The 26,417-nt window shown below is 62.4% G+C and carries 26 protein-coding genes and 1 pseudogene; 21 read left to right on the plus strand and 6 right to left on the minus strand.

Features of this window, described 5'->3' with window-relative positions; genetic code table 11:
- Positions 1-136 precede the first annotated feature (136 nt).
- From AC5STB_RS15910 to AC5STB_RS15940, 7 genes are all read left to right on the plus strand, one after another.
- Positions 137-1,153: a C4-dicarboxylate TRAP transporter substrate-binding protein gene (locus AC5STB_RS15910; RefSeq protein WP_495443774.1), complete on the plus strand. Its 1,017-nt coding sequence runs from the start codon at positions 137-139 to the stop codon at positions 1,151-1,153.
- A gap of 82 nt (positions 1,154-1,235) precedes the next feature.
- Positions 1,236-1,886: a TRAP transporter small permease subunit gene (locus AC5STB_RS15915; protein WP_495443775.1), complete on the plus strand. Its 651-nt coding sequence runs from the start codon at positions 1,236-1,238 to the stop codon at positions 1,884-1,886.
- A 5-nt stretch (positions 1,887-1,891) separates the two neighbouring features.
- Complete coding sequence (locus AC5STB_RS15920; protein ID WP_495443776.1) at positions 1,892-3,295, plus strand: TRAP transporter large permease; 1,404 nt, start codon at positions 1,892-1,894, stop codon at positions 3,293-3,295.
- Between the two features lie 85 nt (positions 3,296-3,380).
- Positions 3,381-4,382: a tRNA dihydrouridine(20/20a) synthase DusA gene (dusA, locus tag AC5STB_RS15925; protein WP_495443777.1), complete on the plus strand. Its 1,002-nt coding sequence runs from the start codon at positions 3,381-3,383 to the stop codon at positions 4,380-4,382.
- An 87-nt stretch (positions 4,383-4,469) separates the two neighbouring features.
- A complete protein-coding gene (locus AC5STB_RS15930; RefSeq protein ID WP_495443778.1) occupies positions 4,470-5,324 on the plus strand; it encodes a sulfite exporter TauE/SafE family protein in 855 nt (284 codons plus the stop codon).
- Between the two features lie 10 nt (positions 5,325-5,334).
- Entirely contained in the window at positions 5,335-6,132 is a 798-nt protein-coding gene (locus AC5STB_RS15935; RefSeq protein WP_495443779.1) for a hypothetical protein, read from the plus strand.
- A gap of 138 nt (positions 6,133-6,270) precedes the next feature.
- Positions 6,271-6,735, plus strand: coding sequence for an NUDIX hydrolase (locus AC5STB_RS15940; protein ID WP_495443780.1), 465 nt, complete (start codon positions 6,271-6,273; stop codon positions 6,733-6,735).
- 219 nt (positions 6,736-6,954) lie between these two features.
- Here the strand turns inward: AC5STB_RS15940 and AC5STB_RS15945 are convergent, their stop codons facing one another.
- From AC5STB_RS15945 to ccmI, 3 genes are read right to left on the minus strand one after another with little or no spacing between them, the layout of a single operon-like run.
- On the minus strand, positions 6,955-7,188 hold the full coding sequence (locus AC5STB_RS15945; RefSeq protein ID WP_495443781.1) for a DUF1289 domain-containing protein: 234 nt from the start codon (positions 7,186-7,188) through the stop codon (positions 6,955-6,957).
- A gap of 3 nt (positions 7,189-7,191) precedes the next feature.
- On the minus strand, positions 7,192-7,665 hold the full coding sequence (gene ruvX / locus AC5STB_RS15950; RefSeq protein ID WP_495443782.1) for a Holliday junction resolvase RuvX: 474 nt from the start codon (positions 7,663-7,665) through the stop codon (positions 7,192-7,194).
- The gene (gene ccmI / locus AC5STB_RS15955) at positions 7,662-8,900 is read right to left on the minus strand and encodes a c-type cytochrome biogenesis protein CcmI (protein WP_495443783.1); all 1,239 of its coding nucleotides are present in this window, start codon (positions 8,898-8,900) and stop codon (positions 7,662-7,664) included. Before ccmI ends, ruvX begins: the two co-directional genes overlap by 4 nt.
- A gap of 188 nt (positions 8,901-9,088) precedes the next feature.
- On the opposite strand from ccmI, the gene AC5STB_RS15960 reads away from it, so the two are divergent.
- The 10 genes from AC5STB_RS15960 to rarD all read left to right on the plus strand — a co-directional run bounded on the left by AC5STB_RS15960 (position 9,089) and on the right by rarD (position 17,921).
- Entirely contained in the window at positions 9,089-10,333 is a 1,245-nt protein-coding gene (locus AC5STB_RS15960; protein ID WP_495443784.1) for a sarcosine oxidase subunit beta family protein, read from the plus strand.
- 32 nt (positions 10,334-10,365) lie between these two features.
- A complete protein-coding gene (locus AC5STB_RS15965; protein ID WP_495443785.1) occupies positions 10,366-10,692 on the plus strand; it encodes a hypothetical protein in 327 nt (108 codons plus the stop codon).
- Positions 10,693-10,696: 4 nt separating this feature from the next.
- Positions 10,697-11,038 (plus strand): sarcosine oxidase subunit delta, encoded by a 342-nt coding sequence (locus AC5STB_RS15970; protein ID WP_222476064.1) that lies wholly within the window; start codon positions 10,697-10,699, stop codon positions 11,036-11,038.
- Between the two features lie 49 nt (positions 11,039-11,087).
- On the plus strand, positions 11,088-14,120 hold the full coding sequence (locus tag AC5STB_RS15975) for a sarcosine oxidase subunit alpha family protein (protein WP_495443786.1): 3,033 nt from the start codon (positions 11,088-11,090) through the stop codon (positions 14,118-14,120).
- Positions 14,113-14,679 (plus strand): sarcosine oxidase subunit gamma, encoded by a 567-nt coding sequence (locus AC5STB_RS15980; protein ID WP_495443787.1) that lies wholly within the window; start codon positions 14,113-14,115, stop codon positions 14,677-14,679. The genes AC5STB_RS15975 and AC5STB_RS15980 overlap by 8 nt, the downstream gene beginning before the upstream one ends.
- A 354-nt stretch (positions 14,680-15,033) precedes the next feature.
- The gene (locus AC5STB_RS15985; protein ID WP_495443788.1) at positions 15,034-15,327 is read left to right on the plus strand and encodes a hypothetical protein; all 294 of its coding nucleotides are present in this window, start codon (positions 15,034-15,036) and stop codon (positions 15,325-15,327) included.
- A gap of 219 nt (positions 15,328-15,546) precedes the next feature.
- Entirely contained in the window at positions 15,547-16,146 is a 600-nt protein-coding gene (locus tag AC5STB_RS15990) for a superoxide dismutase (protein WP_495443789.1), read from the plus strand.
- Between the two features lie 146 nt (positions 16,147-16,292).
- Positions 16,293-16,493 carry a hypothetical protein gene (locus AC5STB_RS15995; protein ID WP_495443790.1) on the plus strand — a complete coding sequence of 67 codons (201 nt, stop codon included), beginning with the start codon at positions 16,293-16,295 and terminating at the stop codon, positions 16,491-16,493.
- Complete coding sequence (locus AC5STB_RS16000; RefSeq protein ID WP_495443791.1) at positions 16,493-16,948, plus strand: host attachment family protein; 456 nt, start codon at positions 16,493-16,495, stop codon at positions 16,946-16,948. The genes AC5STB_RS15995 and AC5STB_RS16000 overlap by 1 nt, the downstream gene beginning before the upstream one ends.
- Positions 16,949-17,009: 61 nt before the next feature.
- A complete protein-coding gene (gene rarD / locus AC5STB_RS16005) occupies positions 17,010-17,921 on the plus strand; it encodes an EamA family transporter RarD (RefSeq protein ID WP_495443792.1) in 912 nt (303 codons plus the stop codon).
- Here rarD and AC5STB_RS16010 read toward each other — a convergent pair.
- Positions 17,858-18,409, minus strand: a complete 552-nt coding sequence (locus tag AC5STB_RS16010; RefSeq protein WP_495443793.1) for an LOG family protein — start codon at positions 18,407-18,409, stop codon at positions 17,858-17,860. The genes rarD and AC5STB_RS16010 overlap by 64 nt on opposite strands.
- A 124-nt stretch (positions 18,410-18,533) precedes the next feature.
- Here AC5STB_RS16010 and AC5STB_RS16015 point away from each other — a divergent pair, with 124 nt between their 5' ends.
- The gene (locus AC5STB_RS16015) at positions 18,534-20,135 is read left to right on the plus strand and encodes a LysM peptidoglycan-binding domain-containing protein (protein ID WP_495443794.1); all 1,602 of its coding nucleotides are present in this window, start codon (positions 18,534-18,536) and stop codon (positions 20,133-20,135) included.
- A gap of 97 nt (positions 20,136-20,232) precedes the next feature.
- On the plus strand, positions 20,233-22,062 hold the full coding sequence (locus AC5STB_RS16020) for an ABCB family ABC transporter ATP-binding protein/permease (RefSeq protein WP_495443795.1): 1,830 nt from the start codon (positions 20,233-20,235) through the stop codon (positions 22,060-22,062).
- Between the two features lie 65 nt (positions 22,063-22,127).
- Here AC5STB_RS16020 and AC5STB_RS16025 read toward each other — a convergent pair whose 3' ends face one another.
- Both AC5STB_RS16025 and AC5STB_RS16030 read right to left on the minus strand, forming a co-directional pair.
- Positions 22,128-24,296 carry a methyl-accepting chemotaxis protein gene (locus AC5STB_RS16025; RefSeq protein WP_495443796.1) on the minus strand — a complete coding sequence of 723 codons (2,169 nt, stop codon included), beginning with the start codon at positions 24,294-24,296 and terminating at the stop codon, positions 22,128-22,130.
- Positions 24,297-24,333: 37 nt separating this feature from the next.
- Entirely contained in the window at positions 24,334-24,564 is a 231-nt protein-coding gene (locus AC5STB_RS16030) for a hypothetical protein (RefSeq protein WP_495443797.1), read from the minus strand.
- Positions 24,565-24,856: 292 nt separating this feature from the next.
- On the opposite strand from AC5STB_RS16030, the gene AC5STB_RS16035 reads away from it, so the two are divergent.
- Both AC5STB_RS16035 and AC5STB_RS16040 read left to right on the plus strand, forming a co-directional pair.
- On the plus strand, positions 24,857-25,189 hold the full coding sequence (locus AC5STB_RS16035; RefSeq protein WP_495443798.1) for a hypothetical protein: 333 nt from the start codon (positions 24,857-24,859) through the stop codon (positions 25,187-25,189).
- A gap of 137 nt (positions 25,190-25,326) precedes the next feature.
- Positions 25,327-26,375 (plus strand): annotated as a pseudogene (locus AC5STB_RS16040) (IS110 family RNA-guided transposase).
- Positions 26,376-26,417 lie beyond the last annotated feature (42 nt).

A 26,417-nucleotide genomic window follows, 5' to 3' on the forward strand; every position in this document is an offset into this window, starting at 1 on the left:
GCCCGGCGCGAGTCGCTGCGTAACACTTCCGCCGCAGGGGTTGGCAGGGCGCGGGCAAGCGGCTAGCCTGACCGCCAAGCGCACCTCTCCGGGCCATTGCCGGGGTAAAAAGGGCGCAATTCGGGAGAGTTACATCATGAATAAAATTCTGACTGCCGCCGTGGCGGCTGCCGCTGGCTTTGCAATCGCAGGAGAGGCTGCGGCCACCGAATGGAACGTGTCCCTTTGGGGCAAGCGTCGCGCCTTTACCGAACATGTGGAAAAGCTGGCAGAGCTGGTCAGCGAGAAGACCGGCGGCGAGTTCACCCTGAACATCAGTTATGGCGGCCTGTCGAAGAACAAGGAAAACCTCGACGGTATTTCCATCGGCGCATTTGAGATGGCGCAGTTCTGCGCCGGCTACCACCGCGACAAGAACCCCTCGATCACCGTGCTGGAACTGCCGTTCCTGGGTGTGAACACGCTGGAGGAGGAAGTTGCGGTGAGCCACGCGGTTTACGGCCACCCGGCAGTTCAGGCGGATCTGGCGCGCTGGAACGCCAAGCTGCTGATGACCTCGCCGATGCCGCAGTACAATATCGTCGGCACCGGCGCGCCGCGCGATGAGCTGGCAGAGTTCAAGGACATGCGCGTGCGCGCCACCGGCGGCATCGGCCAGGCGTTCTCTGCTGTTGGCGCAGTGCCGACTTCGGTGACCGCGACCGAGGCCTATAACGCGATGGAATCCGGCGTGGTGGACACCGTCGCCTTTGCCCAGCACGCGCATCTCAGCTTTGGCACCATCAACAAGGCCGACTGGTGGACCGCCAACCTGAACCCCGGCACCGTGAACTGCCCGGTGGTGGTCAACACGGATGCCTATGACGCCCTGAGCGACGCCGAGCGCGAAGCGCTGGACAGTTCTGTCGAGGAGGCGATTGCCCATTACCTGGACAACTACGGCGCGCTGCTGACCAAGTGGGACGGCGTGCTGGAAGAAAAGGGCGTCGAAAAGGTGATGATCTCCGACGACCAGCTGGCCGAGTTCCGCAAGGTGGCCGCCGATCCGATCCGCGCCAAGTGGATCGAGGACATGAGCGCGCAAGGATTGCCGGCGCAGGAGCTGTATGACCTGGTGCAGAAGACGCTGAGCGATCACCGCTCTGGCAGTTGAGCCTGACACATCATGAAGGGGCCGGGCAGGACTGCACCGGCCCTTTCTGTCTTTGACGATATGGAAATGACGGGGGCAGGGCATGGCAGGCAGCGCGGCGGTGCTGGAGGATGGCAGCCTGATCAGCAGGCTGGACAGGGGATTGCTCAAGGCAGAGCAGCTGCTGGCGCTGCTGAGCGGCATAGCGGTGTTTTCCTTGATGATCCTAGCGGTGGTCTCAGTCGGCGGGCGCAACGCCATCAACGCGCCCTTGCCCGGCTATGTTGACTGGATCGAACAGATCATGCCGCTGATTGCCTTTATGGGTATCGCCTATGTGCAGCGCCAGGGCGGCCATATCCGCATGGACATTTTCATCGGTGCTTTGCGCGGCCGGGCGCTGTGGCTGTTCGAGCTGGTCTCGGTGCTGCTGATCCTTCTGCTAATCCTGGCGCTGGTCTGGGGCAGCTGGTCGCATTTCCTGCGCTCCTTCGATTTTGCCGCGCCGATGTGGAGCCGCGACAGTTCCATCGACATCGGCCTGCCGATCTGGCCTGCCAAGCTGCTGGCGCCGGTGGCCTTTGCGGTGCTGGCCTTGCGGCTGGTGCTGCAGGTCTGGGGCTACGGGCGGGCGCTGCTGCTGGGGCTGGACGCGCCGGTGGCGGTGCCGCTGATCCAGAGCGCGGCAGAGCAGGCGGCGGCTGAGGCGGATCAGATGCATGGCCATGACACAAATGGCAGCGGGCAGGGGTAAGGCAGATGGAACCGATTGAAATCGGCCTGTGGGTCACGGGCGGCCTGCTGGCCATGGTGGTCTTGGGGATGCGGGTGGCCTTTGCGGCCGGTCTGGCGGGGCTTGCGGGCCTTATCTGGATCTTCTGGGCCAAGTTCGGCTACGACCCGGGCCGGTTCGGCAAGGCCCTGACCATTGCGGTCAAGACCGCGGGCCAGGTGCCGCATTCCAAGGTCTCCAGCCAGGCGCTGAGCCTTATTCCGACCTTCATCCTGATCGGCTATCTCGCCTATTACGCAGGCCTGACCCGCGCGCTGTTCGTTGCCGCCAAGCGCTGGATCGCCTGGCTGCCGGGCGGGCTTGCGGTCTCCACCGTCTTTGCCACCGCAGGCTTTGCCGCGGTGTCGGGCGCCTCGGTCGCAACTTCCGCTGTCTTTGCCCGCATCGCCATCCCGGAGATGCTGGCAATCGGCTATGACAAACGCTTTGCCGCCGGGGTTGTGGCGGCAGGCGGCACGCTGGCGTCGCTGATCCCGCCCTCTGCCATTCTGGTGATCTATGCCATCATCGTCGAACAGGATGTGGGCAAGCTGTTGCTGGCGGGCTTTATCCCCGGCGCCTTTTCGGCCGTGGTCTACGGGCTGCTGATCGTCGGCATCGCGGTGATCTTCAAAAGCGTCGGCCCCCCGGTCAAGGGGTTCACCTGGGGTCAGAGGTTCGCGGCGCTGCCCGGCGCGCTGCCCATCGTGCTGGTGGTCGTGATCATCATCTGCTTTGTCTACAACCCCTTCGGCGGCGATGCCTGGGGCACCCCGACCGAAGGCGGCGCCATCGGGGCCTTCATCGTTTTTCTCTATGCGCTGAAGGAAGGGATGAAATGGGCGGAACTGAAGTCTGCCCTGTTGGAGACCGCCAAGCTCACCGTGATGATTTTCACCATCATCTGGGGCGTGCTGATCTATGTGCGCTTCCTCGGCTTTGCGGACCTGCCGGGGGCGTTCTCCGACTGGATCACCGCGCTTGAGATGTCGCCGATGCTGATCCTGATCTGCATTCTCTTGGCCTATGCGGTGCTGGGGATGTTCATGGACGCCATCGGGATGCTATTGCTGACCCTGCCGGTCGTCTACCCGGCGGTGATGGCGCTGAATGGCGGCGAAAGCGTGGCCGCCGCGGACAGCGCCTTTGGCATGAGCGGCACGATGTGCGCGATCTGGTTCGGCATTCTGGTGGTGAAAATGGCCGAGTTCTGCCTGATCACCCCGCCCATCGGCCTCAACTGCTTTGTGGTGGCAGGTGTACGCGATGACCTGAGCGTGCAGGACGTGTTCCGGGGGGTGACGCCGTTCTTCATTGCCGATGGCGTGACAATTGCGCTGCTGGTCGCCTTCCCGGGGATTGTGCTCTACCTGCCGTCGTTGGCGGGCTAGACTGCGAGCGCAAGGGAAGGGCGCTCAGGGCTTACCAAAGCAGATCAGCTTGGCAGACGGCGGCGCAGGGCCTATATGGCGCGGCATGAGAGATTTTGCCCCCCTGCACCAGGCCGCGCGTTTGAGCGTGGCGCCTATGATGGACTGGACAACGTCCGACTGCCGCTATCTGCACCGGCTGCTGAGCCGTCAGACGCTGCTTTATACCGAGATGGTGACGGCGCCGGCGCTGGTGCGGGGCGGGGCGCTGCATCTTTTGGAGTTCAATCCGCAAGAGCACCCAGTGGCGCTGCAGCTGGGCGGCTCCGATCCGGCTGAGCTGGCGGAAGCCGCACGGCTGGGGGCGGATGCGGGTTATGACGAGATCAACCTCAACTGCGGTTGCCCCAGCGACCGGGTGCAATCCGGTGCCTTTGGCGCGGTGCTGATGCAGACGCCGGAGCTGGTGGCAGATTGCGTTGCTGCGATGCGGGAAACAGTGGATGTGGAAGTCACTGTGAAATGCCGCATCGGGGTTGATGAGCAGGAGCCGGAACAGGTGCTGCCGGATTTCCTGGACAAGATCCGCGCGGCCGGCTGCACCCGGGTGACGATCCACGCCCGCAAGGCCTGGCTGCAGGGGCTTTCGCCGAAGGAGAACCGGGACATTCCGCCGCTGGATTATGACCTGGTGCACCGGATGAAGGCAGCGTTCCCCGACTTGCATGTCTCGATCAACGGCGGCATTGCCACGCTGGCAGAGGCCAAGGCGCACCTGGACCGCGGTCTGGACGGGGTAATGGTGGGGCGCGCGGCCTATCACCAGCCGGCCGATGTGCTGTGTGCAGCCGACCCGGAGATTTACGGCACGGGTGCTGTGAGCGATCCGGGCGCGGCAGTGCGGCAGATGCTGCCTTATATCGAGGCCCGCCTGACCGAAGGCGCCAAGCTGAACCAGATCACCCGGCACATGCTGGGGCTGTTCGCGGGCAAGCCCGGGGCGCGGCAGTGGCGGCGGATGCTGTCCGAGGGCGCCTGCCGGGCCGGAGCCGGACCGGAGCTGGTGCTGGAGGCCCTGGCACAGGTGGAGCGCCGCGCGGCGGCGTGACGCGGTGCCTCATACGCTATTGCCTTGTGCATGCCGGAAGCGGCGGCTAACCCTTTGCCGCAGACGCAAAAGCCCGAGGTGCCCCGCATGACCGATCCTGCCGTGACAGCCGCTCTGTGGCCGGAACCTGCGCTGCTGATGCAGATGGCAGCGCTGCTGGTGGTGATCGGCGGTTTTGCCGGTGTGCTGGCGGGGCTTTTGGGCGTTGGCGGCGGCATTGTGCTGGTGCCGGCCTTTTTCTATGCCTTCCAGACCCTTGGCTATGGCGGTGCACAGCTGATGCAGATTTGCCTGGCGACCTCGCTGGCGACGATTATCGTGACCTCGCTGTGCTCTGTCCTGAGCCACAACAAAAAAGGTGCAGTGGATTGGGAGATCCTGCGGGGCTGGGGGATTGGCATTGCTCTGGGGGCGATTGTCGGCGTGCTGGCGGCCTCTGCCCTGCGCTCCACCGTTCTGCAGGGCGTGTTTGGCGGGCTGGCGCTGATCATCGGCTGTTACCTGGGACTGGGCCGGTCTGAGTGGCGGCTGGCCGAAGCGATGCCCAAGGGCGCCAGGCGCATGGCGCTGTCGCCTGCGGTTGGCTTCCTGTCGGTGCTGATGGGGATTGGCGGCGGCAGCTTCGGGGTGCCGCTGATGACGCTGCACGGTGTAGCGGTGCACCGGGCGGTGGCGACCGCCGCCGGGTTCGGCGTGATCATCGCGGTGCCGTCGGTCGCCGGTTTCCTGCTGCTGGATGTGGACCCGGCCACGCGGCCGCCTTTCACCATCGGCGCAGTTAATCTGGTGGCGTTTTTCATCGTGATTGCAATGACGCTGATTACCGCGCCCTGGGGGGTGAAGCTGGCCCATGCGATGGACCCGAAGCCGCTGAAGCGGGTGTTCGGAGCCTTCCTGGTGCTGGTGGCGCTGAACATGCTGCGCAAGGCTTTTGGGTATTGAGGACGTGAACATGGAAAAGCTGTTCTCGCAGTTTCAAGACAAGGGCTGGGTGCGCTTTGCCCCTGACCCGCAGGTCGCCGCCTGGGCCGCGGATGCGCTGCGCCACGGCATCCGGTCGCTGGATGATCCGGCCTGTGCCGAGTGGTTCCAGTGCGAGCGCACCTGGTTCATCGGGGTTGATGCCCTGCCGAATGATGCGCGGGGGCGTTTGCCTGATGGACCGCCGCTGGCCGGGACGCCGGTGGAATTTATCACGCAGAACCTTGGCGCGATCCCGGACCTGCACCGGGCGCAGGTGTCTTCGGTCTTTCCCGGCTATCCGCGGCCGCGTCCGGGCGAGGGCGAGGCCGCCTTCCGCTACCGCATCAAACGCGATGCGGCGCATGTGGACGGGGTGAAAATGTTCGGCGAGCACCGCCGCCGCAAGGTGGAGGAGCCGCATGCCTGGGTGCTGGGCATCCCACTGAATGAAAGCAGCCCCGATGCCGCGCCGCTGGTGATCTGGGAAGGCAGCCACAGGATCATGCGCCGCGCCTTTGCCGCCGCGTTCGAGGGCGTGCCGCCGCAGGACTGGGCGGATGTGGATGTGACCGATGCCTATACCGCTGCCCGCGCCGAGGTGTTCGAGACCTGCCCGCGGATCACGGTGCATGCCAAACCCGGCGAAAGCTACCTGATGCACCGGCTCTGCCTGCACGGGGTTGCACCCTGGGGTGAGGGAGCCAGCGCACCGGAAGAGGGGCGCATGATCGCCTATTTCCGGCCTGAGCTGGCGGATTGGACCAAAGGGTGGCTGGCGGAGGGGTAGGTGCTGAGACTTGATTTTCCAATAGGCGGCAAAGGGATTTCCTTTAGCCGACAGAACTGGTCGCGCCTTAAGAATATGCAAGTTGGATGTGATTGAGCCCCCGTTTCACTTCAATAGTGAAAGAGATAGGAAATTACCTTGCCCGAAATTCAAGTCCGAGCTTTCCTCGTATCTCTTGTTGCAATCCGCAAGGTTGGTACGCGAACTGAAGTTCTCCTTCTCAAAAGGAACGAGACGTTAATTGGTGAGTGGTGCCAGGTGTCCGGGTCGATTGAGAACGGCGAAACAGCTTGGCAGGCGGCTCTACGCGAGTTGGATGAAGAAACTGGCTTGAAACCAACTTTGCTTTATTCAGCGGATACCTTTGAACAGTTCTATGTGGCTGCAAGGGATGAAATAGCGGTAGCCCCTGTATTTGTGGCATTTATTGACGGTGAGGCGACGGTTTCACTCAACAGTGAGCACAGTGATTTTCAGTGGGTGAGTTTTGACAGGGCTGTTGAAATGGTTGCCTTTGGTGGTCAAAGACGGGTTTTGCGCTGGATAGAAGATGAGTTTGTCAAACGCGACCCAACGAAACACCTATTGATCTCAAATTCCTGAGCATTGCTTCCGGTACGGATGGATGCGTGCGAGTGGTAAGTTGGTGCTTGTGCTTGGAAATAGGTCAGCAATCTTGCCTAAATGTTTCGCGCGCGAAACATTGGGTCAGTAGTTATTCCGCATGATTGACAAGCAGTTACCTCACCGCGCGCCGCGTTGCCTTTTTGATAACGCATGTCCGGGAATCTCAATACCGGTTCCCACTTTTGAGCGACATGCTTAGCTGCGCTTTAACCTTGCGCCGCGGCCGCCGCGGCGCTTGACCAGTTTGCTGGCGCGGGCGGGCAGGTCGTTCATGATGGTGGCGCGCTCGTCATTGGTCATCTTGGACCAGTCGCGGATTTCGTCGATAGAGCGGTAGCAGCCGGTGCAGATGCGGGCCTCGGGGTGGACGACGCAGATCTTGATGCAGGGGGACTGGATTTCGTCCCGTTTCCAAACGTCGTCAGTCATCATTCACCCGTTCTTCAAATGCCGCATCCGGTCCAATGCGCCTTGAAGAATATAGGAGGCCGCGACGTGGTCGATAACCTCTGCGCGGCGTTTGCGTGTCGTATCTGCTTCAAGAAGCGCTTTTTCTGCCGCCACGGTGCTGAGGCGCTCGTCCCAGAAGCTGATCGGCAGATCGGTGAGCTGGCCCAGGTTGCGGGCAAAGGCGCGGGTGGACTGGCAGCGGGGGCCTTCGCTTCCGTCCATGTTGCGGGGCAGGCCCAGAAGGATGCCGCTGATGTCGCGTGCCTGAATGATCTCCAGGAGGCGCGCGGCGTCCAGGGAGAATTTCTTGCGCTTCACAGTTTCCAGCGGTGTCGCCACCGCGCCGATGCGGTCGGAGACGGCGACGCCGATGGTCTTGGTGCCCAGGTCCAGCCCCATCAGCGCGCTCATTGGCGGCAGGGCGGCGGCGAAGTCTTCAAAGGCGTCGTGAATCATTCTGCAATCCCTGCCTGGGCGGCGATGGTTTCCAAAAGCGCCAGCGCGTCTGCGTCGGCTACAAAGGCGCTGCGGGCCTCGTCATAGACGGTGCGGGCGCGTTCAGTTTCGCCAAGCACCGACAGGGCGCCGATCAGGCGGGCCCATTCCTCGGCGCTGCCGCCTTCGGTCGCCAGCCGGTCCGACAGGCGGGTGACCATGCCGCGGATCATCTCCTGCTGCTCTTCAGCGGAAAGCTCGCCGGCGCCGGCCATGTCTTCAGCACTGGGGCCGGGCAGGGCGGGGGCGGTGCCGCCGCCAGGCGTGATGGGCCGGTATTCGACACCGGCGCGGAAGGCCATTTCTTCGATCTGGCCCTGGATGCCCTTGACCCAAGGCGCGTCCGCCGGGCCGTCCCGCAGGGTTGCGGCCCATTCGCGGTAGGCGAGGTCCGGGCGGCCGATCTGGCCCAGCATCAGGCCCCAGTAATAGCGGGCTGGCCCGTGCGTGGGGTCGATGGCGCGGGCTTTTTGCAGGTCGGTCTGCGCCTCGGGCGAGACATAACCGCCGGCCGCCATGATCTTAAGCTCGGCCAGTTCGGTGAAGTCGCGGGCGTTCACTTTGCCTTGGGCCAGACGGATGTAGCTGGTCTTGGCCTCATAGGCGGCCTTGAAGTTGCCAAGGTTCGCCTCGTGCTGGGCCAGCAGGGCCTGGCCGCGGGCATCGTTTTCACGCTCGCCTGCGGTTTTGCGCAGTTGTTCGACCAGCTGGAGGTAGCCCTCGTCCACCTGCGGGTTTGCAATCGCTGGCACTTCGCCCTCAGCTTCTGCCTGGGAGGGACGGCTTTCGGCGCGCTCGCCTGCCAGGCGGATGCGGTCTTGCAGGCCCAGGTCGCCATAGCCCGGCGCGCCGAGCTGCCAGTACAGACCCAGGGTGCCGCCCGTGATCAGCAGCGCGGTCGCAATGGCAAAGCCCAGCGACAGGGCGCGGGGCTGGGAGTGGCCGGACTTGCGTTTTTGCAGCAGCGCGTCGGCGGCCAGGATGCGGCGGGAGATTTCGGTGCGGATGCGATCGGCGTCCGCCTCAACGATCACGCCGCGGGCCAGATCCTTGTCGACTTCGCGCAATTGCTGGCGGTAGACCCGCAGGTCGTAGGCCGCGGCAGGCTCGCCTTGCTCCCGCGCGCGGATGATGATCATTGCCAGCAGCAGTGCTGCCGCAAAGGCGATTAGGGCGGTGACTGTCCAGAAAACCATGCCGTCTCCGAAGTTTGGTCTTCATCTATATGCGAGGGCGGGTGAACAAAAGAGCCAAACTGCCGCGGGCTGCTGCAATGCGTCATTTGGATATGTCGCAATATAGCAGAAACAGGGCGATAAACGGCACTGGCCGGCCATGCGTTTCGGGCATACCCGCTATCAGACACGAACCATCGGATTCGCTCATGAAACGCTATTCAGTCTTTGCTGTTGCGCGGGAAGCCCTGCGCTATCACACCGGATGGGAGCGCGCCTGGCGCTCGCCGGAACCCAAACGCCACTACGATGTCGTCATCGTGGGCGCGGGCGGGCATGGCCTTGCCACTGCCTACTACCTGGGTAAGAACTTCGGCATTACCAATGTCGCAATCATCGAGAAAGGCTGGCTGGGTGGCGGCAACACGGGCCGGAACACCACAATCATCCGCTCGAACTACCTGCAGGATCCTTCGGCTGCGATCTATGAAAAGGCGCGCAGCCTGTATGAAACCATGTCGCAGGATCTGAACTACAACGTGATGTTCAGCCCGCGCGGCGTGATCATGCTGGCGCAGACCGAGCATGAGATCCGCGGCTACAAGCGGACCGCGCATGCCAACCAGCATCAGGGTGTGCCGACCGAGTGGATTTCGCCTGAGCGCGTCAAGGAACTGGTGCCGATCATCAACCTGCACGGCCCCCGTTATCCCGTGCTGGGCGGCCTGTGGCAGGAACGCGGCGGCACCGCCCGCCACGATGCCGTGGCCTGGGGCTATGCGCGTGCGTGCTCCGACATGGGCATGGACATCATCCAGAAATGCGAAGTCACCGGCGTTCGCACCGAGAACGGCCGCACTGTGGGTGTCGACACCACCAAGGGCCCGATCGACTGCGACAAGATCGGCATGATTGTTGCAGGCAACGCGTCTGTTCTGTCGGAAATGGCGGGTTTCCGTCTGCCGATGGAATCCGTAGCCCTGCAGGCGATGGTGTCCGAGCCGATCAAACCCTGCATGGATGTGGTTGTGATGGCCAACACCGTGCACGGCTACATGTCCCAGTCGGACAAGGGCGAGATGGTTATTGGCGGCGGCACCGACGGGTTCAACAACTACACCCAGCGCGGTTCGTTCCACCATATCGAGGAAACCGTGCGCGCCCTGGTCGAAACCTTCCCGATGGTCAGCCGCCTGAAGATGCTGCGCCAGTGGGGCGGCATCGTGGATGTGACCGGCGACCGCTCGCCGATTATCTCCAAGACCCCGGTTCAGAACTGCTTCATCAACTGCGGCTGGGGCACCGGCGGCTTTAAATCCATCCCTGGTTCGGGCTGGGCGATGGCAGAACTGATGGCCACCGGCCACTCGCCGCTGACCGAGGAGTTCTCGATCAACCGCTTCAAAGAAGGCAAGTTCATCGACGAGAGCGTTGCTGCAGGCGTGGCACACTGATGAAGATTCCTGCGAACGCCCCAATCAGACTGATGAGCGATGCTGCGAAGGCTTCTTGGCTTATCGCAGATCATCGCCCGAGAACCTACTACTCGCTGGGGATGTTTGGGGTTTTGGTCGTTGTTACTCAATTGGCCCGAGTGACAGATTTCATATCTGACCCTTGGCTTGTTGGCCTCTCGTTTGCCTGTGTTCTGGCTCTCTCTCTTGCGGAGATACAAACAGAGTTAGAAATCAAACTTGAGCCGATGATTGTTGAAAAAGAGCGTGTCATTGCAGGCGTTAAGATGTGGACAAGGATTCCATCACTTTTCGTTCTGCTTTCAATTCTGATGTACATGGCTCTTACAAAAGGATGAAATAATGCTGATCCTTGAATGCCCATACTGCGGCGTCAAAGCCGAAGAAACCGAACTGGCCGCGGGCGGCGAAGCGCATCTGAAGCGCTATGGCCCCGGCTCCTCGGATGATGAGTTCCATGACTACCTGTTCATGCGCGAAAACCCCAAAGGCGTTCACTTTGAACGCTGGCGCCATGCCAACGGCTGCGGCAAGTGGTTCCACGCTGCCCGCTGCACCATGACGCTGGAGGTCTTTGGCACCTACACCGCACAGACCAGCGTGCCGACGCAGGAGATCCTGGACAAGATCGCTGCCAAACGCCCGGGCTGGACCTGGCGCGAATTTTCGGACGGTCAGAAATGATCCGCCGCCTGACTGAAACATCCGCTTTTCTTTTGAAAGGTCTGCGCACATGAGCACGCGTCTTGCCAAGCACGGCCGGCTGATCGACCGCTCCAAACAGATCGCCTTCACTTTCAACGGCAAGTCCATGAAGGGTTTTGCCGGCGATACGCTCGCATCCGCACTGCTGGCCAACGGCCAGGTGATGATGGGCCGCTCGTTCAAGTACCACCGTCCGCGCGGTGTTGTCGCATCCGGTTCGGAAGAGCCCAATGCGCTGATGCAGCTGGGCGTGGGCGACCGCTACGAGCCGAACCAGCGCGCCACCACCACCGAGCTGTTCTCGGGTTTGACCGCGCAGTCGCAGAACCACTGGCCGAGCCTGGAGTTCGACGTGCTGGCGGTGAACAACAAGCTGTCGCGTTTCCTGACCGCCGGCTTCTACTACAAGATGTTCATCCACCCGCGTCCGCTGTGGAAGCACGTCTATGAGCCGATCATCCGCAAGTCCGCAGGTCTGGGCGCAGCGCCTGACAAGGAGCTGAAGGACGCCGACACTTACGAGCATTTCTACTTCTTTGCAGACGTGCTGGTCATCGGCGGCGGCGTCGCCGGCCTGCAGGCGGCCAAGGCGGCTGCGGCCACCGGCGCCAAGGTTCTGGTGCTGGAGCAGAACAGCCACTGGGGCGGCCGCGCGCCGGTCGACGGCGGCACCATCGACGGTGAAGCGCCCGAGGTCTGGATTGAGAAGACCCTGGAAGAGCTGAAGGCCATGGACAACGTCACCCTGCGCGACCGCTGCATGGGCTCCGGCGTTTATGACCACGGCTATGCCCTGGGCTATGAACGCCTGACCGACCACGCCCCGGGCCAGGGCGGCCCGCGCCACCGTCTGTGGCGGATCCGTGCCTCCCAGATCGTCACCGCAACCGGTGCCATTGAACGCCCGCTGTCCTTTGCCGGCAACGATGTGCCCGGCGTGATGCTGGCGGCCTCGATGCGCGACTATGTGGTGAACTGGGGCGTGAACCCGGGGCAGAAAGTTGTGGTTGCCACCAACAACGACGATGCCTACCGCACTGCGCTGGTGCTGCATGATGCAGGCGTCGAAGTGGTGCGCGTGGTCGACACCCGCGAAACCGGCGGCGGCGCGCTGATGGAAGCGGTCCGCGAGAAGGGCATCCGGGTTGAGCTGGGCCGTGCCATCGCCAAGGTGAAGGACGGCAAATGCGTGACCCAGGTCGCCATCTGCGCCCAGAACGGCGAAGGCGGAGCCCGTGAAGAGGTTGAAGCAGACGCGGTTGCAATGTCCGGCGGCTGGTCGCCGGTGGTGCACCTGTGGTCCCACTGCGGCGGCAAGCTGATCTGGGACGAGAAAAACGCCAACTTCCGCCCCGATGCCTCGCGTCCGCCGCTGGGCGACAACGGTCAGGGCTTTGTGGTTCCGGCTGGTGCCGCGAACGGCGAGTTCGGCCTGGGCGCGCTGCTGGAAGACGCAGCGGCTGCTGGTGCGAAAGCGGCTGAAGCGGCTGGCTTCCCAGCGAAATCCGTGGCGGCTGCCAAGGGCGAGTCTGAAGCCGAAGCGCAGATGCAAGCGGTCTGGCTGATGCCCGCCAAGGCGGATATCAAGCTGCGCATGAAGTCCTGGCTGGACTATCAGAACGACGTGAAAGTGTCGGACGTGCAGCTGGCTGCGCGCGAAGGCTACGAAAGCGTCGAGCATACCAAGCGTTACACCACGCTGGGCATGGCCACCGACCAGGGCAAGCTGTCCAACATCAACGGCCTGGCCATTCTGGCGGACAGCCTGAATTCGGAAATCCCGCAGGTGGGCACCACCACCTTCCGTCCGCCGTACCATCCGATTTCCATCGGGGCGATCGCCGGCGAGGCGCGTGCCGAGATCTTCCAGCCGGTGCGCAAGACGCCGATCTACGACTGGATGGACAAGAACGGCGCGGATTGGGAACCGGTTGGCCAGTGGCGCCGCCCGTTCGCCATCACCAAGCCCGGTGAGGACCGTCATGCCGCGGTGAACCGCGAGGTGAAGAACACCCGCGAGAACCTGGGCCTGCTGGACGCCTCGACCCTGGGTAAGCTGGTGGTCAAGGGCCCCGACGCAGGCAAGTTCCTGGACATGCTGTACACCAACATGATGTCCACGCTGAAGGTCGGCAAATGCCGCTATGGCCTGATGTGCAACGAGAACGGCTTCCTGATGGACGACGGTGTGGTTGCCCGCATCGACGAGGACACCTTCCTGTGCCACACCACCACCGGCGGTGCAGAAAGTATTCACGGCTGGATGGAAGAATGGCTGCAGACCGAATGGTGGGACATGAAGGTCTATGTCGCCAACGTGACCGAGCAGTATGCCCAGATCGCAGTGGTCGGCCCCAACGCCCGCAAGGTGCTGGAAAAGCTGAACGCAGGCGCAGGCGGCGGCATGGATGTCTCGAAAGAGGCGCTGCCGTTCATGGAATGGCGTGACGGCAAGATCGGCGGGTTTGATGCCCGTGCTTACCGGATCTCCTTCTCGGGCGAGCTGTCCTATGAGATCGCGGTTGCGGCCTCTGAGGGCCAGGCATTCTGGGATGCGCTGATGGAGGCAGGCAAGGAATTCGGCGTCATGCCTTATGGCACCGAGACCTTGCACATCCTGCGGGCCGAGAAGGGCTTCATCATGATCGGCGACGAGACCGATGGCACCGTGATCCCGCAGGATCTGGGTCTGCACTGGGCGCTGTCCAAGAAGAAGGAAGACTACTTGGGCAAGCGCGCACAGCAGCGTTCGCACATGGTCGATCCGGACCGCTGGCAGCTGGTTGGCCTGGAATCGGTCGATGGCTCTGTGCTGCCCGACGGCGCCTATGCGGTGGGTGAAGGCATCAATGCCAACGGCCAGCGCAATGTGATCGGCCGGGTGACCTCGACCTATCATTCCGCGACCCTGGGCCGCGGCATCGCCATGGGCCTGATCAAGCACGGCCCCAAGCGGATGGGCGAAGTGATCGAGTTCCCGGGCACTGACGGCAAGACCTATAAAGCCAAGATCGTCGATGCGGTCTTCTACGACAAGGATGGAGAGAAGCAGAATGTCTAAGGCTGTTTCCGTACTGAACGGCGCCCGTTTTTCGGGGCTGGCGACCGTCGAGGATGCCGGACTGCAGGGTATGATCACCCTGCGCGGCGATCTGGGCTCATCGGCGCTGAAGGCGGCTGTCAAAGCCGCCACCGGTGCCGAGGTTCCGGCACAAGGCTCCATCTCGGCCGCCGAAAACGGCGCTGCTGCCTGGATGTCCCCGGACGAGCTGCTGCTGCTGGTCCCTTATGAGGACGCGGTTGCCAAGACCGCCGAGGTGTCCGAGGCGCTGAAGGGCGAGCATGCGCTGGCGGTGAACGTCTCCGACGCCCGTGCCTTCTTCCGCCTGTCGGGCGAGGGCGCGCGCGAAGTGATGGGCAAAGTGAGCCCGGTGGATTTTGACGCTGCGGCCTTCAAGCCGGGCCAGTTCCGCCGTTCGCGGCTGGCACAGGTGGCGGGTGCCTTCTGGTTGAACGAGGACGGCAACTTCTACATCGTGTGCTTCCGTTCGGTCGGTGAATATGTGTTCAAACTGATGAGCGCAGCAGCACATCCGCAAAGTAAAGTGGGTGTTTATTAAAATTTTCACTCGCTTTCTGCTTGTGACGCCTTTGCGCGTCATTTACGGTGCCTTGGAGACCCTCCGGGGCACCTTTCTGTTCGGCGCCCCGTTTCTGGGTTCACCAATTGCGCAAAGTGCAAGCGGTTGAATTAAGGCTGTTTCCTGTGGGGGGAGGTAGTCCTGTGCAGTTGTTTCAGGGAGCGGCTTATGAGTATGCCACTACGCGGAGCTTTGGCTCTGGCTTTTACGGCCGCCGGGGCGGCGGCCATGGCAGGGACAACCTTTCACTGCAGCCTGACACCGATTTCCGGATCGGATTGGATACCCAGCCAGGTCACATTCCATATATCCGATGACTACCGCTCTGCGCAGGTGACCGACCTGGCCTTTGGTGTGCCTGTGCAGGCCAAAGTGGTGCAGCAGAGCCAGACCTCCTATGCGCTGAACTGGTCGTTGCCCGATTTGGCTGTCTATTCCGAACCCGGAAAACCCCGCCGGCGGTTCCGCGCGGTTCTAAATACGGCGAACCTGAAGTTGAGTCTGCAGGCGGGTAAAAAGAGTCCCCACACCAAACTGCCGCGCGGCAAGGGAACTTGCAGAACCGAAAACAGCCTGTCGCTGCTGGCACGGCATGAGGTTGGTCTGCAGCCGAGGGCTGAATGGTGACGCTGTTTGTAGCTAGCGTTACAAGACAGGCCATCGACTAGTCTGATGCGAAGACGGCGCAAGTGATAAGTGGGAAGGCTGCAGTTTGGCGGCACAGATCTTTTTGTCGGAAGTGCACATGTGCCCTGCGCGAAATCCACACCTTCGCCCCTTGACCTGATAGCGCGCACACAGCATGTATCTGCACAGGAACGCAAACTTATTTCACAGGGGGCCCAAATGGCTTTTGAACTTCCCGATCTTCCTTATGCACATGACGCGCTGGCCGGCAAAGGCATGTCGGCCGAGACCCTGGAATACCACCACGACCTGCACCACAAGGCCTATGTCGACAACGGCAACAAGCTGATCGCCGGCACCGAATGGGACGGCAAGTCGCTGGAAGAAATCATCAAAGGCACCTACGACGCCGGTGCAGTGGCCCAGAACGGCATCTTCAACAACATCTCGCAGTTGTGGAACCACAACCAGTTCTGGGAAATGATGGGCCCGGGCGAAAGCAAGATGCCGGGCGAGCTGGAAAAGGCGCTGACGGACAGCTTCGGTTCCGTCGAGAAGTTCAAGGAAGAGTTCTCCGCCGCGGGCGCAGGCCAGTTCGGCTCCGGCTGGGCCTGGCTGGTCAAGGACACCGACGGCGGCCTGAAAGTCACCAAAACCGAGAACGGCGTGAACCCGCTGTGCTTCGGCCAGACTGCGCTGCTGGGCTGCGACGTGTGGGAACATTCCTATTACATCGATTTCCGCAACAAGCGCCCGGCCTACCTGTCGAACTTCCTCGACAACCTGGTGAACTGGGAAAACGTCGCCTCGCGCATGTAAGGCAAAGGCCGCAAACTGGCTTATACAGGCCCGCCGGAATTTTCCGGCGGGTTTTTTCATGCGGCATGAATGCCGTTCTGCTGTGTTTCGCACGGAACGCCGGGCGGGCTTCGGGCGTTGGTCTTTTGTACGAAAGGAGGACGACCATGGCTGAACGCAAAAGGTCCAAGGACGGACACCGCGAAACCAAGGACATACTGGGCGAGGAGGGCAGTGTTGCCCACGGCGGGCGCACCGGTGGCAGGCTGGCGCGGGAAATCGGCAGTGAAGACGAGGAAAAACGCGCCAAGGAACGCCCGGCGGGCGCCACCCGGGTGCAAAAGTCAAACGAGCAGGAGGAGAAATGATGACCCGGCTTTCCCATGGCACTTTTGTTCTGGTGGCTGACAGCGAAAAGGCGCTGTTTCTGGAAAACACCGTGGACGGGGACGACCCGTATCTGCAGGTGCGCCGCAAGGACGAGCAGGACAACCCGCCCGACCGGGAGCAGTCGGCAAACCGGCCAGGGCGCTTCAACGACGGTCCCAGCGTGCACCGCTCAGCGGTTGGCGACACGGATTGGCACGAACTGGCGAAGGAGCGGTTTGCTAAGGACCTGTCCGACAAGCTTTATGAGATGGCCCACCGCGGCGACTTCGAGAAGCTGGTTCTGGTGGCCGCTCCGGAGGTCTTGGGGGAACTGCGCAAGAACCTCCACAAGGAAGTCTCTGACTGCGTGGTCGGCGAGATCAGCAAAAACCTGACCGGCCACGAACTCAGCAAGATTGAAGAACTGGTCAAGGAAGCGCTGCAAGACAGCTGACCAGGGTTGACCTGCGCTCCTGCCCGGTGTCTGTGAACTGGAAGCCGGGCAGGAGCAGTTGATGGGCGAAGCACAAAAAGGCGTTCTGGCACTCCTTGCCTCCTGCACTGTCTGGGGGCTTTCCGGCATCTATTACAAGGCGCTGTCGCATGTGCCGCCGGAGCAGGTGCTGTCCCACCGGGCGCTGTGGTCCTTTGTGTTTTTTGCCATCGTGCTGCTGTGCCAGGGCCGCATCGCTGAGCTGGGGGCGGCGCTTTCCACCCGCCGCAGCGCGCTGCTGCTGGCGTTTGCCTCGGCGATGATTTCGCTCAACTGGTTTATCTTCATCTCGGCTGTGCAGCTGGGCTATGCGACAGAGGCGAGCCTTGGTTATTACGTTTTTCCGCTGCTGAGCGTGCTGCTGGGACGTCTGGCCTTCGGCGAGCGGCTGACGCTGTCGCAGGGCGTGGCGGTATGCCTCGCAGGCCTTGCCGTGGCGGTGCTGTCCTTCGGGCTGGGGGCGGCCCCCTGGATACCGCTGGCGCTGAGCTTTAGCTTTGCCCTGTACGGAGTTGTTAAAAAACAATTACCACTGGGGCCGGTGGTGTCTGTGACTGCCGAGGTTACGCTGCTGTTGCCGGTCGCGCTGGGTATCATCGGGATGACCGGCGGCGCCGGTTTTCTGGGCGGTGCCCGGGATGCGGTGATGCTTATGTTTTCCGGCATTTTGACCGGCCTGCCGCTGATCCTGTTTGCTTATGCTGCCCGCCGGGTACGGCTGGGCACCGTGGGCGTGCTGCAGTACCTGAACCCGACGCTGCAGTTTCTGGTGGCGGTGCTGATCTTTGCCGAGCCTTTCACCCCTTGGCACGGCACCGCCTTTGCGCTAATCTGGAGCGCGGTCGCGGTGTTTTCCTTCTCAGCCCTAAGTCAGGAGCGGGCATCGCGCAGGGCAGCGATGGCGGCCACGGGCGTCTCGGCCCAGATCAGGTAGTCCAGGGTTTCCCGGCCAGCAAAGCCCTGGCCTGCGACGTGCTCCAAAAGGCTGCGCAGTTTGTCCCAGTAGCCTTCGGTGTTCAGGATCACGATCGGCTTGGAATGCAGGCCCAGCTGGCGCCAGGTCAGCGCCTCGAACAGCTCATCCAGCGAGCCGGCGCCGCCGGGCAGCACGACCACAGCGTCGGCGTTCCACAGCATCACCTTCTTGCGCTCGTGCATGGTCTCCGTCACCACATAGGCGGTGAGGTCGGATTTTCCCACCTCGCGCCGCTCCAAGTGGCTGGGGATCACCCCGAAGGTCTCTCCGCCCGCCTTTTGCGCGGCGCGGGCGACTTCGCCCATCAGCCCGACATCACCGGCGCCGTAAACCAGCCGCATCCCGTTTTGAGCCAGTGCAGCGCCGAATGCGCGGGCCGCTTCGGCGTAGGCGGGCAGAACCCCGGCACGGGAGCCGCAGTAGACACAGACGGATTTGATGCGCATCGGCCAGCCTTTCCGTGGAATATCAAGGTGAAAACCAATTGGTGTTTTGACCCGTGATAGCGGGGTTGTTAGATTCCCTCAACTAAGCGGAAGGTCACATTCCGCATATGCCGAAGGGAATGAAATGGCGGAAGCATCTGGAAGCGGGGGTCTGGGGGCCCTCACACTTGGCGGTATTGCCGGGGTAGCCGTAGTCGTGGGCGGCGTGGTGCTGTACCAGTTGGGCGTGTTTGGCACGGTGGCACCTGAAGGCACGGTGGCGGGCGGAGAGACGGCCGGGCAGGCGGCAAACAGCAACGGCGCGTTTTCCGGCGACGGCGAGGAGTCCGGCCAGCCGCTGCAAAACCGGACTGTGCTGGACGTTGAAGATGAGCAGGCTTCAACGGCGGGCACCAGCGAACAGGCCGAGGCAGAGACTCCGGAAGCGGCGGCCGCTGACGAAGCAGCAGCTGAAGATCAAAATCAGGTTGTAACTGCTGCAGACACAACGGAAATGGGGACTGGTGACACAGCCGCTGACGATACGGCCGCGGCAGAGCAGGACGCAGAGGAAAGCACTGAGCTGACGGCCCTGGAGGAGCCTGCGGATGCGGCAGCGGCCCCCCAGGCGGATCCGGAAACCGGCACGCCAAAGGAGGACGTTTTTGTTCTGCAGGCGCCAGAGCTGGATCTGGTGCGGGTGGACAACGATGGAGCAGCGGTGATTGCCGGCCGGGCGCAAGCGGGCGTGCAGGTATCGGTGCTGCTCGACGGCGAGGTTGTGGAGCAGCTGGAGGTGCCTGCAGGCGGCGAGTTCGTCTCACTGACTTCTATCGCGCCCAGTGACGATGCCAGGGTGGTGACGCTGCTGGCGGAACATGACGGTGAACAAAGCGCATCCGGCGCGTCCTTCATCCTGGCGCCGGTCAGCCCGGCTGCCGCCGCTCTGGGGCAGCAGATTGCGGAAACGTCTGAGGACACCGCAGGCGAACAGGTTGCCGCGCTTGCGCCAGAGGCGGCAGACGGAGTGCAACAGGACCCAGCGGAAACGCAACAGGCTGCTGCGGCGGCTGAACCGGAAGCCGGTGCCAAGCCAGCGGTGCAGGGCGAGGCCGAAAATGCTGCTGCTGAACCCACTGCTGAAGGCCCTGTGCCAGCCGCGGAGCCGGTCGCGCCGCAGCCGCAAGGCCAGGCCGTTGCGGTGCTGCGCGCTGATCAGGACGGGATTGAGGTGGTGCAGCCCGCTGTGCCTGCCGATCTGGAGCTGAGCAAAGAGGTGGCGCTGGATTCAATCAGCTACAACAGCACTGGCGGGGTGGATCTGTCGGGCCGGGCGCGCCCGCAATCGCGGGTGCGGATCTATGTCGACAACCAGCCGGTGGCCGAGCTGGACGCCGCCGAGGATGGCCGCTGGACCGGGCGCCTGGCGGATGTGGCGCCGGGGGTTTATACCCTGCGGCTGGACGAAATCGAGCCGGGCTCCGGCAGAGTGGTGAGCCGTCTGGAAACCCCGTTCAAGCGCGAAGCGCCGGAGCTGCTGCCAAAGCCGGAGCGTGATGCGGACCCGGATCAGCCCGCGCCGCTGGTGCGGGCGGTGACGGTGCAGAAAGGCGATACGCTCTGGGCGATTTCGCAACAGAAATACGGCAGCGGTTTCCTGTATGTGCGGCTGTTCGAGGCTAACCAGGGCGCCATCCGCAACCCGGACCTGATCTACCCCGGACAGGTCTTTGCGATCCCCGAGTGAGTGCAGGAAAACGCGCCCTTGCGGCGCGTTTTTTCTTCGTCCCCCTCGCAAAACCGTGAACAGGTGCGTATTTGAAAGTGTCTAGCCAGGAACAGCCATGACACAGACCGATCAGGCCGCCGCGCCAAACCATGCAGACATCGCTCTGGACGAACGCCGTTCCGGTTTGCGCACATTGCGCAAGGTGGGGCCGTATCTGTGGCCCGAAGGCAACCGCGGGGTAAAGGTCCGGGTTGTTCTGGCGCTGGCGGTGCTGGTGCTGGCCAAGCTGATCGCGGTCTATACGCCCATGCTTTACAAGGGCGCGGTCGACGGTCTGGCGGGCGAGGGCGTGCCGCCCCTGGCGCTTGGCGCCGTGGGTCTGACGGTGGCCTATGGCATGGCGCGTGTCCTGACCACCGGTTTCCAGCAACTGCGCGATGCGGTCTTTGCCCCTGTGGGGCAGCGCGCGCTGCGGCGGCTGGCGCTGGAGACTTTTACCCATATCCACCGCCTGTCCATGCGCTATCACATCACCCGCAAGACCGGCGGTTTGAGCCGGATCATCGAACGCGGGGTGAAGGGTGTCGAATTCCTGCTGCGTTTCATGCTGTTCTCTATCGGGCCGCTGATCCTGGAGCTGACGCTGGTGGCCGTAATTCTGACGGTGCTGTTTGACGCCTGGTATCTGGTGGTCGTGGCGGTCACCGTCGGGCTTTATGTCTGGTTCACCTTTGCGGTCACCGAATGGCGGGTGAAGCTGCGCCGGGAGATGAACAAGCAGGACACCGATGCCAACCAGAAGGCCATCGACAGCCTGCTGAACTTCGAGACGGTCAAATACTTCGTCGCCGAGGAGCGCGAGGCGGAACGTTATGACGGTGCCATGCGGGGCTACGCGCAGGCGGCGCTCAAGACCGCCTATTCTCTGGCGGCGCTGAATTTCGGCCAGAGCGTGATCATCACCGCGGGTCTGGTCGGCGTGATGGTGATGGCGGCCATCGGGGTGGAGCAGGGCAATCTGACCGTCGGCGATTTTGTCATGGTCAACGCCTACATGATCCAGATCACTGTGCCGCTGAACTTCCTCGGAACCGTCTACCGCGAAATCCGTCAAAGCTTGGTGGATATGGGAGAGATGTTCGACCTGCTGGAACAGCCCGCCGATGTAAGCGACCAACCGGACGCCGGGGAGCTGCAAGTCAATGGCGGGCGCATAACGCTGGAGGATGTGCGGTTCTCCTATGATGCCGGGCGCGAGATCCTGAAGGGCATCTCGCTGGAGGCAGAGCCGGGCCAGACCGTGGCTATTGTCGGCTCCACCGGGTCGGGAAAATCGACCATCGGGCGGCTGCTGTTCCGGTTTTATGACGTCACTGGCGGCGCGCTGAAGATCGACGGCCAGGATGTGCGCGGGGTGACCCAGCAAAGCCTGCATCACGCCATCGGGGTGGTGCCGCAGGACACGGTGCTGTTCAACGACACTATCCGCTACAACATCGCCTATGGCCGGGACGGCGCCACGCAAGAAGAGGTGGAGCAGGCGGCACGGGATGCGCAGATCCATGATTTCATCATGGCGCTGCCGGAAGGGTATGAGACCCAGGTTGGGGAGCGCGGGCTGAAGCTGTCAGGCGGTGAAAAGCAGCGGGTGGGGATTGCCCGGACGCTGTTGAAGAACCCGCCGGTGCTGCTGCTGGACGAGGCAACCTCGGCGCTGGACACCGATACCGAACAGGAAATCAAGGAAGCCTTGGCGCGGGCCGGGCAGGGACGCACGGTGATCACCATTGCCCACCGCCTGTCCACCATTGCCGAGGCCGACCGGATCGTGGTGCTGGAAAAGGGCGAAATTGCCGAGACCGGAACCCATGAAGAATTGCTGGCCCAGGACGGCCGCTATGCCCGGTTGTGGCAGCGCCAGCAGGCGGATCAGGACGCGGCGTGATCTGCGCGGATGCAGAGGCCGGCCACAGCGGGCCGGCCTTCGGTGCTATTGCATCAGGACCGGGTTTAGAAATCCTGCCAGGCGCCGCCGTTGGCGGCCTTGGCCCGCAGCGGCACTGCAATCGCGGCGTCAATGTCCGGCCCATGGGCGCTGGGGGACTGCGGCGGCGCGGCGGCCGGACGCGGCGTTGCGGCCTGGATGCCTGAGATTTTGAATTCCCCCATCAGTTCCGCCAGTTTGCCCGCGTCGGAATGCAGCAGGTGCCCCGCTGCAGTTGCCTGCTCCACCATGGCGGCGTTCTGCTGGGTGACCTGATCCAGCTGAGTGACACCGGTATTGATCTCGCTCAGGCCTGTGGATTGCTCTGCGGCGCCGCTGGCGATATCTGACACCAGCTTGGAGATGTGATTGACGCGGCCGACGATGCTCGCCAGCGCCTCACCGGTTTCACCGACAAGGTCGACGCCCTCGCTCACCTGATTGGAGCTGTCGCTGATCAGTGCCTTGATTTCAGTCGCTGCATCGGCAGAGCGCTGTGCCAAGGCGCGCACCTCGCTGGCGACCACGGCAAAGCCCTTGCCGGCCTCGCCCGCGCGGGCAGCCTCCACCCCGGCATTCAGCGCCAGCAGGTTGGTCTGGAAGGCGATGTCGTCAATCACGCTGATGATCTGCGAAATCTTTTTGGATGACTGCTCGATCCCGGTCATGGCCTCCACGGCCTTGCGCACCACTTCGCCGCTGGTTTCCGCTTCCTGGCGGGCTTCCTCCATGGTCTGCTCGACGCTGTGCGCGCCGTCGGCTGCGGATTTCACCGAAGCGGTCAGCTGTTCCAGCGCAGCTGCGGTTTCTTCCAGCGTCGCGGCCTGGCTTTCTGTGCGGTTGGACAGATCATCAGAGGCCTGGCTGATCTCGGTGGCACCGTTGTGGATGCTGCTGGCGGCAGAGAACACCTGCGCAATGGTGTCCTTCAGCGTTTGGACAGTGGCGTTGAAGCTCTGCCGCAGTTCCTCGTATTCTTCGGGGAATGCCTCTTCGATGGCGCAGTCCAGATCACGCTGGGACAGGCGGGACAAATGCGCGTCCAGTTTACCCACCACGGCGCCGCGGTCTGCGATCCGGTTGGCTTCGACCGCGGCGAGCTTCTCCTCGGCTTCTTCCAGGGCGGAACGGGTTTTTTCCATTGCCCGGCTGAGATGCCCGATCTCCGCTTTGGACTCCTGATTGGCCGGTTGAAAGCTGAATTCCTTGCGGGCCAGTTTTTCCAGATCCGCCTGCAGTGCGCCGAACTGGCGGGTGAAGGCGGTGATCAGGCGCAGGCCGATCAATGCGCTGACGGCCAGGGACAGGACGACCACCGCCAAGGTAACGATCAGTGCCTGACGTGCTCCGGCCTGCTCTTTGGCGGCCAGGCCGGTCATGGCGTCTGTCACGGTGATCTCTGCGCTGCGCAGCGCGTCGATCCATTGGGTTGCCCTGTCGAACCAGTCTGACGCCTGATAACCGGGTGCGGGATCGCCGGGGCGGGTTTCCAGAACCTGCTTGCGGATGTCCGGCAGGCCTGCCGGGGCCAGTCCACCACGCAGTTCCAATCCGGGCAGAATCTGGCCGAAGGAGAGCGCGGCAAGGTCCAGCAGTTGATCTTCGACAGCCCCGGTACGTGCGAACCAGCGGAACATGGCCTGATCGAAGCTGCCCCGGGCAAACCCGGCGGCACCCGCAGCGCGTTGCTGGCCCGCGGCTTCCTTGGCGTAGGTGAGGCTGATCAGGCCGGAGCTAAGCTGGGCAAGTTCCGGGTTGTTCTGATGCAAAAGCCCGGTGCTGACGTCCTCCAGTATACCGGCAATTGACCCGGAATACCGTGCGCCCATCTGACCGGGGGTCAATTCAAGGCTGCTGACCCGTTTGCGCGTTGCGGCCAGCTGGTCCAGATGCGCAAGAGCGCCAGCCTCGTCCGGAGGCAGCTTAGCGATTGCCTCGTCTGCCTTGACCCGCGCAGCGTCGAGATCCGCCGACCCGGAGGTCCCGCCGGATGACAGGAATACGGCTGAAAGCCCGCGTTCGACCTGCAAGTTGTGGACGACTTTTGTCAGGGCAACGGAGGCTTCCGTTTTTGCCTGCGTTACCTTTGCATCCTGATACCGGCTCCAGTCGTCCAGGGCCTTGAGGCCGCCAATGCCCGACAAGGCAACAAAGGGGACCGCGATCAGCGTGAGGATTTGCGATCTGAGTGACATTGCATACTTTCCTGCAAGAAAACACGTATAACGGGAATTAATCCGTTCCTGCCTTCGTTTGCATGCAATAAATAACATAGTGTGAACGCTGAAATCCGTGGGAAAGGCGCAGGCGACCGGGCTGGAACAGACGCTGCTCCGGATGCGTCAGTTCCATTTGCGCTTTGCCGCATTTGGCAAAATAGATGAGCGGGACTTGCGGCTTTTCAAAATTTTTTATTTCAGAGAGATTTGTGAAATATAACAAAAACAGCATCTTGAGGGCCATCTCTGTGTATCAACCGCGCGAAGGCGCGTTCACGGGGAGAACATAAAACTTGCGCGATTAAACACCGCAAATTCTGCCGTTAACCATGGGCTACATGATCGTCGCGGCTGACCCCAGGAATTTTGGCATGACGCCGTCTGCAAGAAAGGCAGGAAAACTTGTGGCAAAGGAAACGCAGCGGGGAAGAGGCCAGCTGCATTCCCATTGAGCAGCAACAAAGAATGCCTGATGTACGCGCACTCGGGGACATCGCGGCAGGGGCGCCGGCTGGCCCGCGCAAAAGGACGACAACATGAAAACCATTTTCACCGCCACCACCACCGCCGCCGCAGCTCTGCTGGCTCTTCAGGCGCCTGCATATGCCGAGGATCTCGAATTTCTGCTGGTCAATGACAGCAGCGCCGACCTGGTCGAATTCAACGTATCCCCGGCTTCTTCCGGCAATTGGGAAGAGAACTTGCTGGAGGGCGGAGTTCTGGCACCGGATTATGAGATCGGCGTACTGATTGCGGACGGGGCGACCACCTGCGTGTATGACATCCGCGGCGGCTTTGCCGACGGGTCCGAGGCCGAAGACTATGGGCTCGACCTGTGTGAGCTGGGGGAATACGGCTTTACCGATTGATCTGCGCGCTGCCGGCAAGTCTGGCCAGACGCAAAGAAAAGATGGGATGATTAGGGCTGCTCCGCTGCGCTGAGGAGGGTGACAGGTCGGCAGAAATGCGGGCAGGCTCCTGATGACCACATCAAGGAGGTATAGTTATGGATCTGTTTGTTGGCCTTGACGTATCGCTTCGCTCGATCAGCGTTTGCATCCTGGATAGCGCAGGGGAACTGGTCAAAGAAGCGAAGGTGGAAAGTGAACCTGCTTCAATCACAGCACTGCTTGAGAAAGTTGCTGGCCGATACCGGCGTGTTGGCCTCGACGCTGGCCCGCTGTCCCAATGGCTTTACGGCGGCTTGGCTGCGGCAGGCTATCCTGTGATATGCGTCGAGGCACGGCACATGCGGGCCGCGCTTTCGGCCCGGATTAACAAAACAGACAAGAACGACGCCCGAGGCATTGCCCAAATGATGCGTGTCGGCCTCTTTCGCCCCGTGCACGTAAAGACCGAACACAGCCAGGAGATCCGGATGCTGCTCACGGCGCGGAAGTTCCTGCAGTCAAGGATCGTTGATGCAGAGAACAACCTGCGCGGCCTGTTGCGGAATTTCGGCATGAAGGTCGGGGCCGTCACTCGCGCACAGTTCGAAAGCAGGGTCAAGGATCTGCTTGAAGAACGCCCGCACCTTGCCTTGGCCGTCACGCCACTCCTGGAAGTCCGGCGTGTGTTACGCGCGCAATTCCAGCATTTGCACAAAGCGATGCAGCGGATGGCCACTGATGATCCCGTGTGCCGGCTGCTCATGACCGCTCCCGGCGTCGGCCCGCTGGTTGCCCTTACATTCCGCACTGGCGTAGACGAGGCGGCCCGTTTCCGGCGCTCCCGGGCCGTTCCCGCTCACTTTGGCTTAACGCCAGCACGCTATCAATCCGGCGAAATTGATCACGGGCGCGGCATTTCAAAGTGTGGTGATGCCAATGTCCGGTGGGCACTGGTGGAGGCTGCTGGCGCGATCATGCGGCGGAACATCAGAAGCTCCCCGCTGAAGCTTAGGGGCGGTCGATTGCAAAGCGCAGAGGGCAGCTCAGGGCTCTTGTTGCCGTTGCCCGGCGCCTGGCCATTATTCTACACCGGATGTGGACTGACAAAACCGAATTTCGCTGGCAGGCACAAACCGCCAGAATTCGCGCTGAACGCGCGGATTGATGTCCCGTGCAGGGACGGGTGGGCAGGCAATCCCGGGGCGGG

The organism is Leisingera sp. CC-HEC093 (genome assembly GCF_059429195.1).

What these genes read in the sequence shown, in the direction of transcription:
- AC5STB_RS15945 (WP_495443781.1), bottom strand. Translation starts at nt 7,188, where the DNA reads ATGACTGACGACGTTTGGAAACGGGACGAAATCCAGTCCCCCTGCATC.
- dusA (WP_495443777.1), top strand. Translation starts at nt 3,381, where the DNA reads ATGAGAGATTTTGCCCCCCTGCACCAGGCCGCGCGTTTGAGCGTGGCG.
- AC5STB_RS16035 (WP_495443798.1), top strand. Translation starts at nt 24,857, where the DNA reads ATGAAAACCATTTTCACCGCCACCACCACCGCCGCCGCAGCTCTGCTG.
- AC5STB_RS16020 (WP_495443795.1), top strand. Translation starts at nt 20,233, where the DNA reads ATGACACAGACCGATCAGGCCGCCGCGCCAAACCATGCAGACATCGCT.
- AC5STB_RS15990 (WP_495443789.1), top strand. Translation starts at nt 15,547, where the DNA reads ATGGCTTTTGAACTTCCCGATCTTCCTTATGCACATGACGCGCTGGCC.
- AC5STB_RS15960 (WP_495443784.1), top strand. Translation starts at nt 9,089, where the DNA reads ATGAAACGCTATTCAGTCTTTGCTGTTGCGCGGGAAGCCCTGCGCTAT.
- AC5STB_RS16010 (WP_495443793.1), bottom strand. Translation starts at nt 18,409, where the DNA reads ATGCGCATCAAATCCGTCTGTGTCTACTGCGGCTCCCGTGCCGGGGTT.
- rarD (WP_495443792.1), top strand. Translation starts at nt 17,010, where the DNA reads ATGGGCGAAGCACAAAAAGGCGTTCTGGCACTCCTTGCCTCCTGCACT.
- ruvX (WP_495443782.1), bottom strand. Translation starts at nt 7,665, where the DNA reads ATGATTCACGACGCCTTTGAAGACTTCGCCGCCGCCCTGCCGCCAATG.
- AC5STB_RS15965 (WP_495443785.1), top strand. Translation starts at nt 10,366, where the DNA reads ATGAGCGATGCTGCGAAGGCTTCTTGGCTTATCGCAGATCATCGCCCG.
- AC5STB_RS16015 (WP_495443794.1), top strand. Translation starts at nt 18,534, where the DNA reads ATGGCGGAAGCATCTGGAAGCGGGGGTCTGGGGGCCCTCACACTTGGC.
- AC5STB_RS15970 (WP_222476064.1), top strand. Translation starts at nt 10,697, where the DNA reads ATGCTGATCCTTGAATGCCCATACTGCGGCGTCAAAGCCGAAGAAACC.
- AC5STB_RS15980 (WP_495443787.1), top strand. Translation starts at nt 14,113, where the DNA reads ATGTCTAAGGCTGTTTCCGTACTGAACGGCGCCCGTTTTTCGGGGCTG.
- AC5STB_RS15930 (WP_495443778.1), top strand. Translation starts at nt 4,470, where the DNA reads ATGACCGATCCTGCCGTGACAGCCGCTCTGTGGCCGGAACCTGCGCTG.
- AC5STB_RS16000 (WP_495443791.1), top strand. Translation starts at nt 16,493, where the DNA reads ATGACCCGGCTTTCCCATGGCACTTTTGTTCTGGTGGCTGACAGCGAA.
- AC5STB_RS15975 (WP_495443786.1), top strand. Translation starts at nt 11,088, where the DNA reads ATGAGCACGCGTCTTGCCAAGCACGGCCGGCTGATCGACCGCTCCAAA.
- AC5STB_RS15995 (WP_495443790.1), top strand. Translation starts at nt 16,293, where the DNA reads ATGGCTGAACGCAAAAGGTCCAAGGACGGACACCGCGAAACCAAGGAC.
- AC5STB_RS15910 (WP_495443774.1), top strand. Translation starts at nt 137, where the DNA reads ATGAATAAAATTCTGACTGCCGCCGTGGCGGCTGCCGCTGGCTTTGCA.
- ccmI (WP_495443783.1), bottom strand. Translation starts at nt 8,900, where the DNA reads ATGGTTTTCTGGACAGTCACCGCCCTAATCGCCTTTGCGGCAGCACTG.
- AC5STB_RS16025 (WP_495443796.1), bottom strand. Translation starts at nt 24,296, where the DNA reads ATGTCACTCAGATCGCAAATCCTCACGCTGATCGCGGTCCCCTTTGTT.
- AC5STB_RS15935 (WP_495443779.1), top strand. Translation starts at nt 5,335, where the DNA reads ATGGAAAAGCTGTTCTCGCAGTTTCAAGACAAGGGCTGGGTGCGCTTT.
- AC5STB_RS15915 (WP_495443775.1), top strand. Translation starts at nt 1,236, where the DNA reads ATGGCAGGCAGCGCGGCGGTGCTGGAGGATGGCAGCCTGATCAGCAGG.
- AC5STB_RS16030 (WP_495443797.1), bottom strand. Translation starts at nt 24,564, where the DNA reads ATGGCCCTCAAGATGCTGTTTTTGTTATATTTCACAAATCTCTCTGAA.
- AC5STB_RS15920 (WP_495443776.1), top strand. Translation starts at nt 1,892, where the DNA reads ATGGAACCGATTGAAATCGGCCTGTGGGTCACGGGCGGCCTGCTGGCC.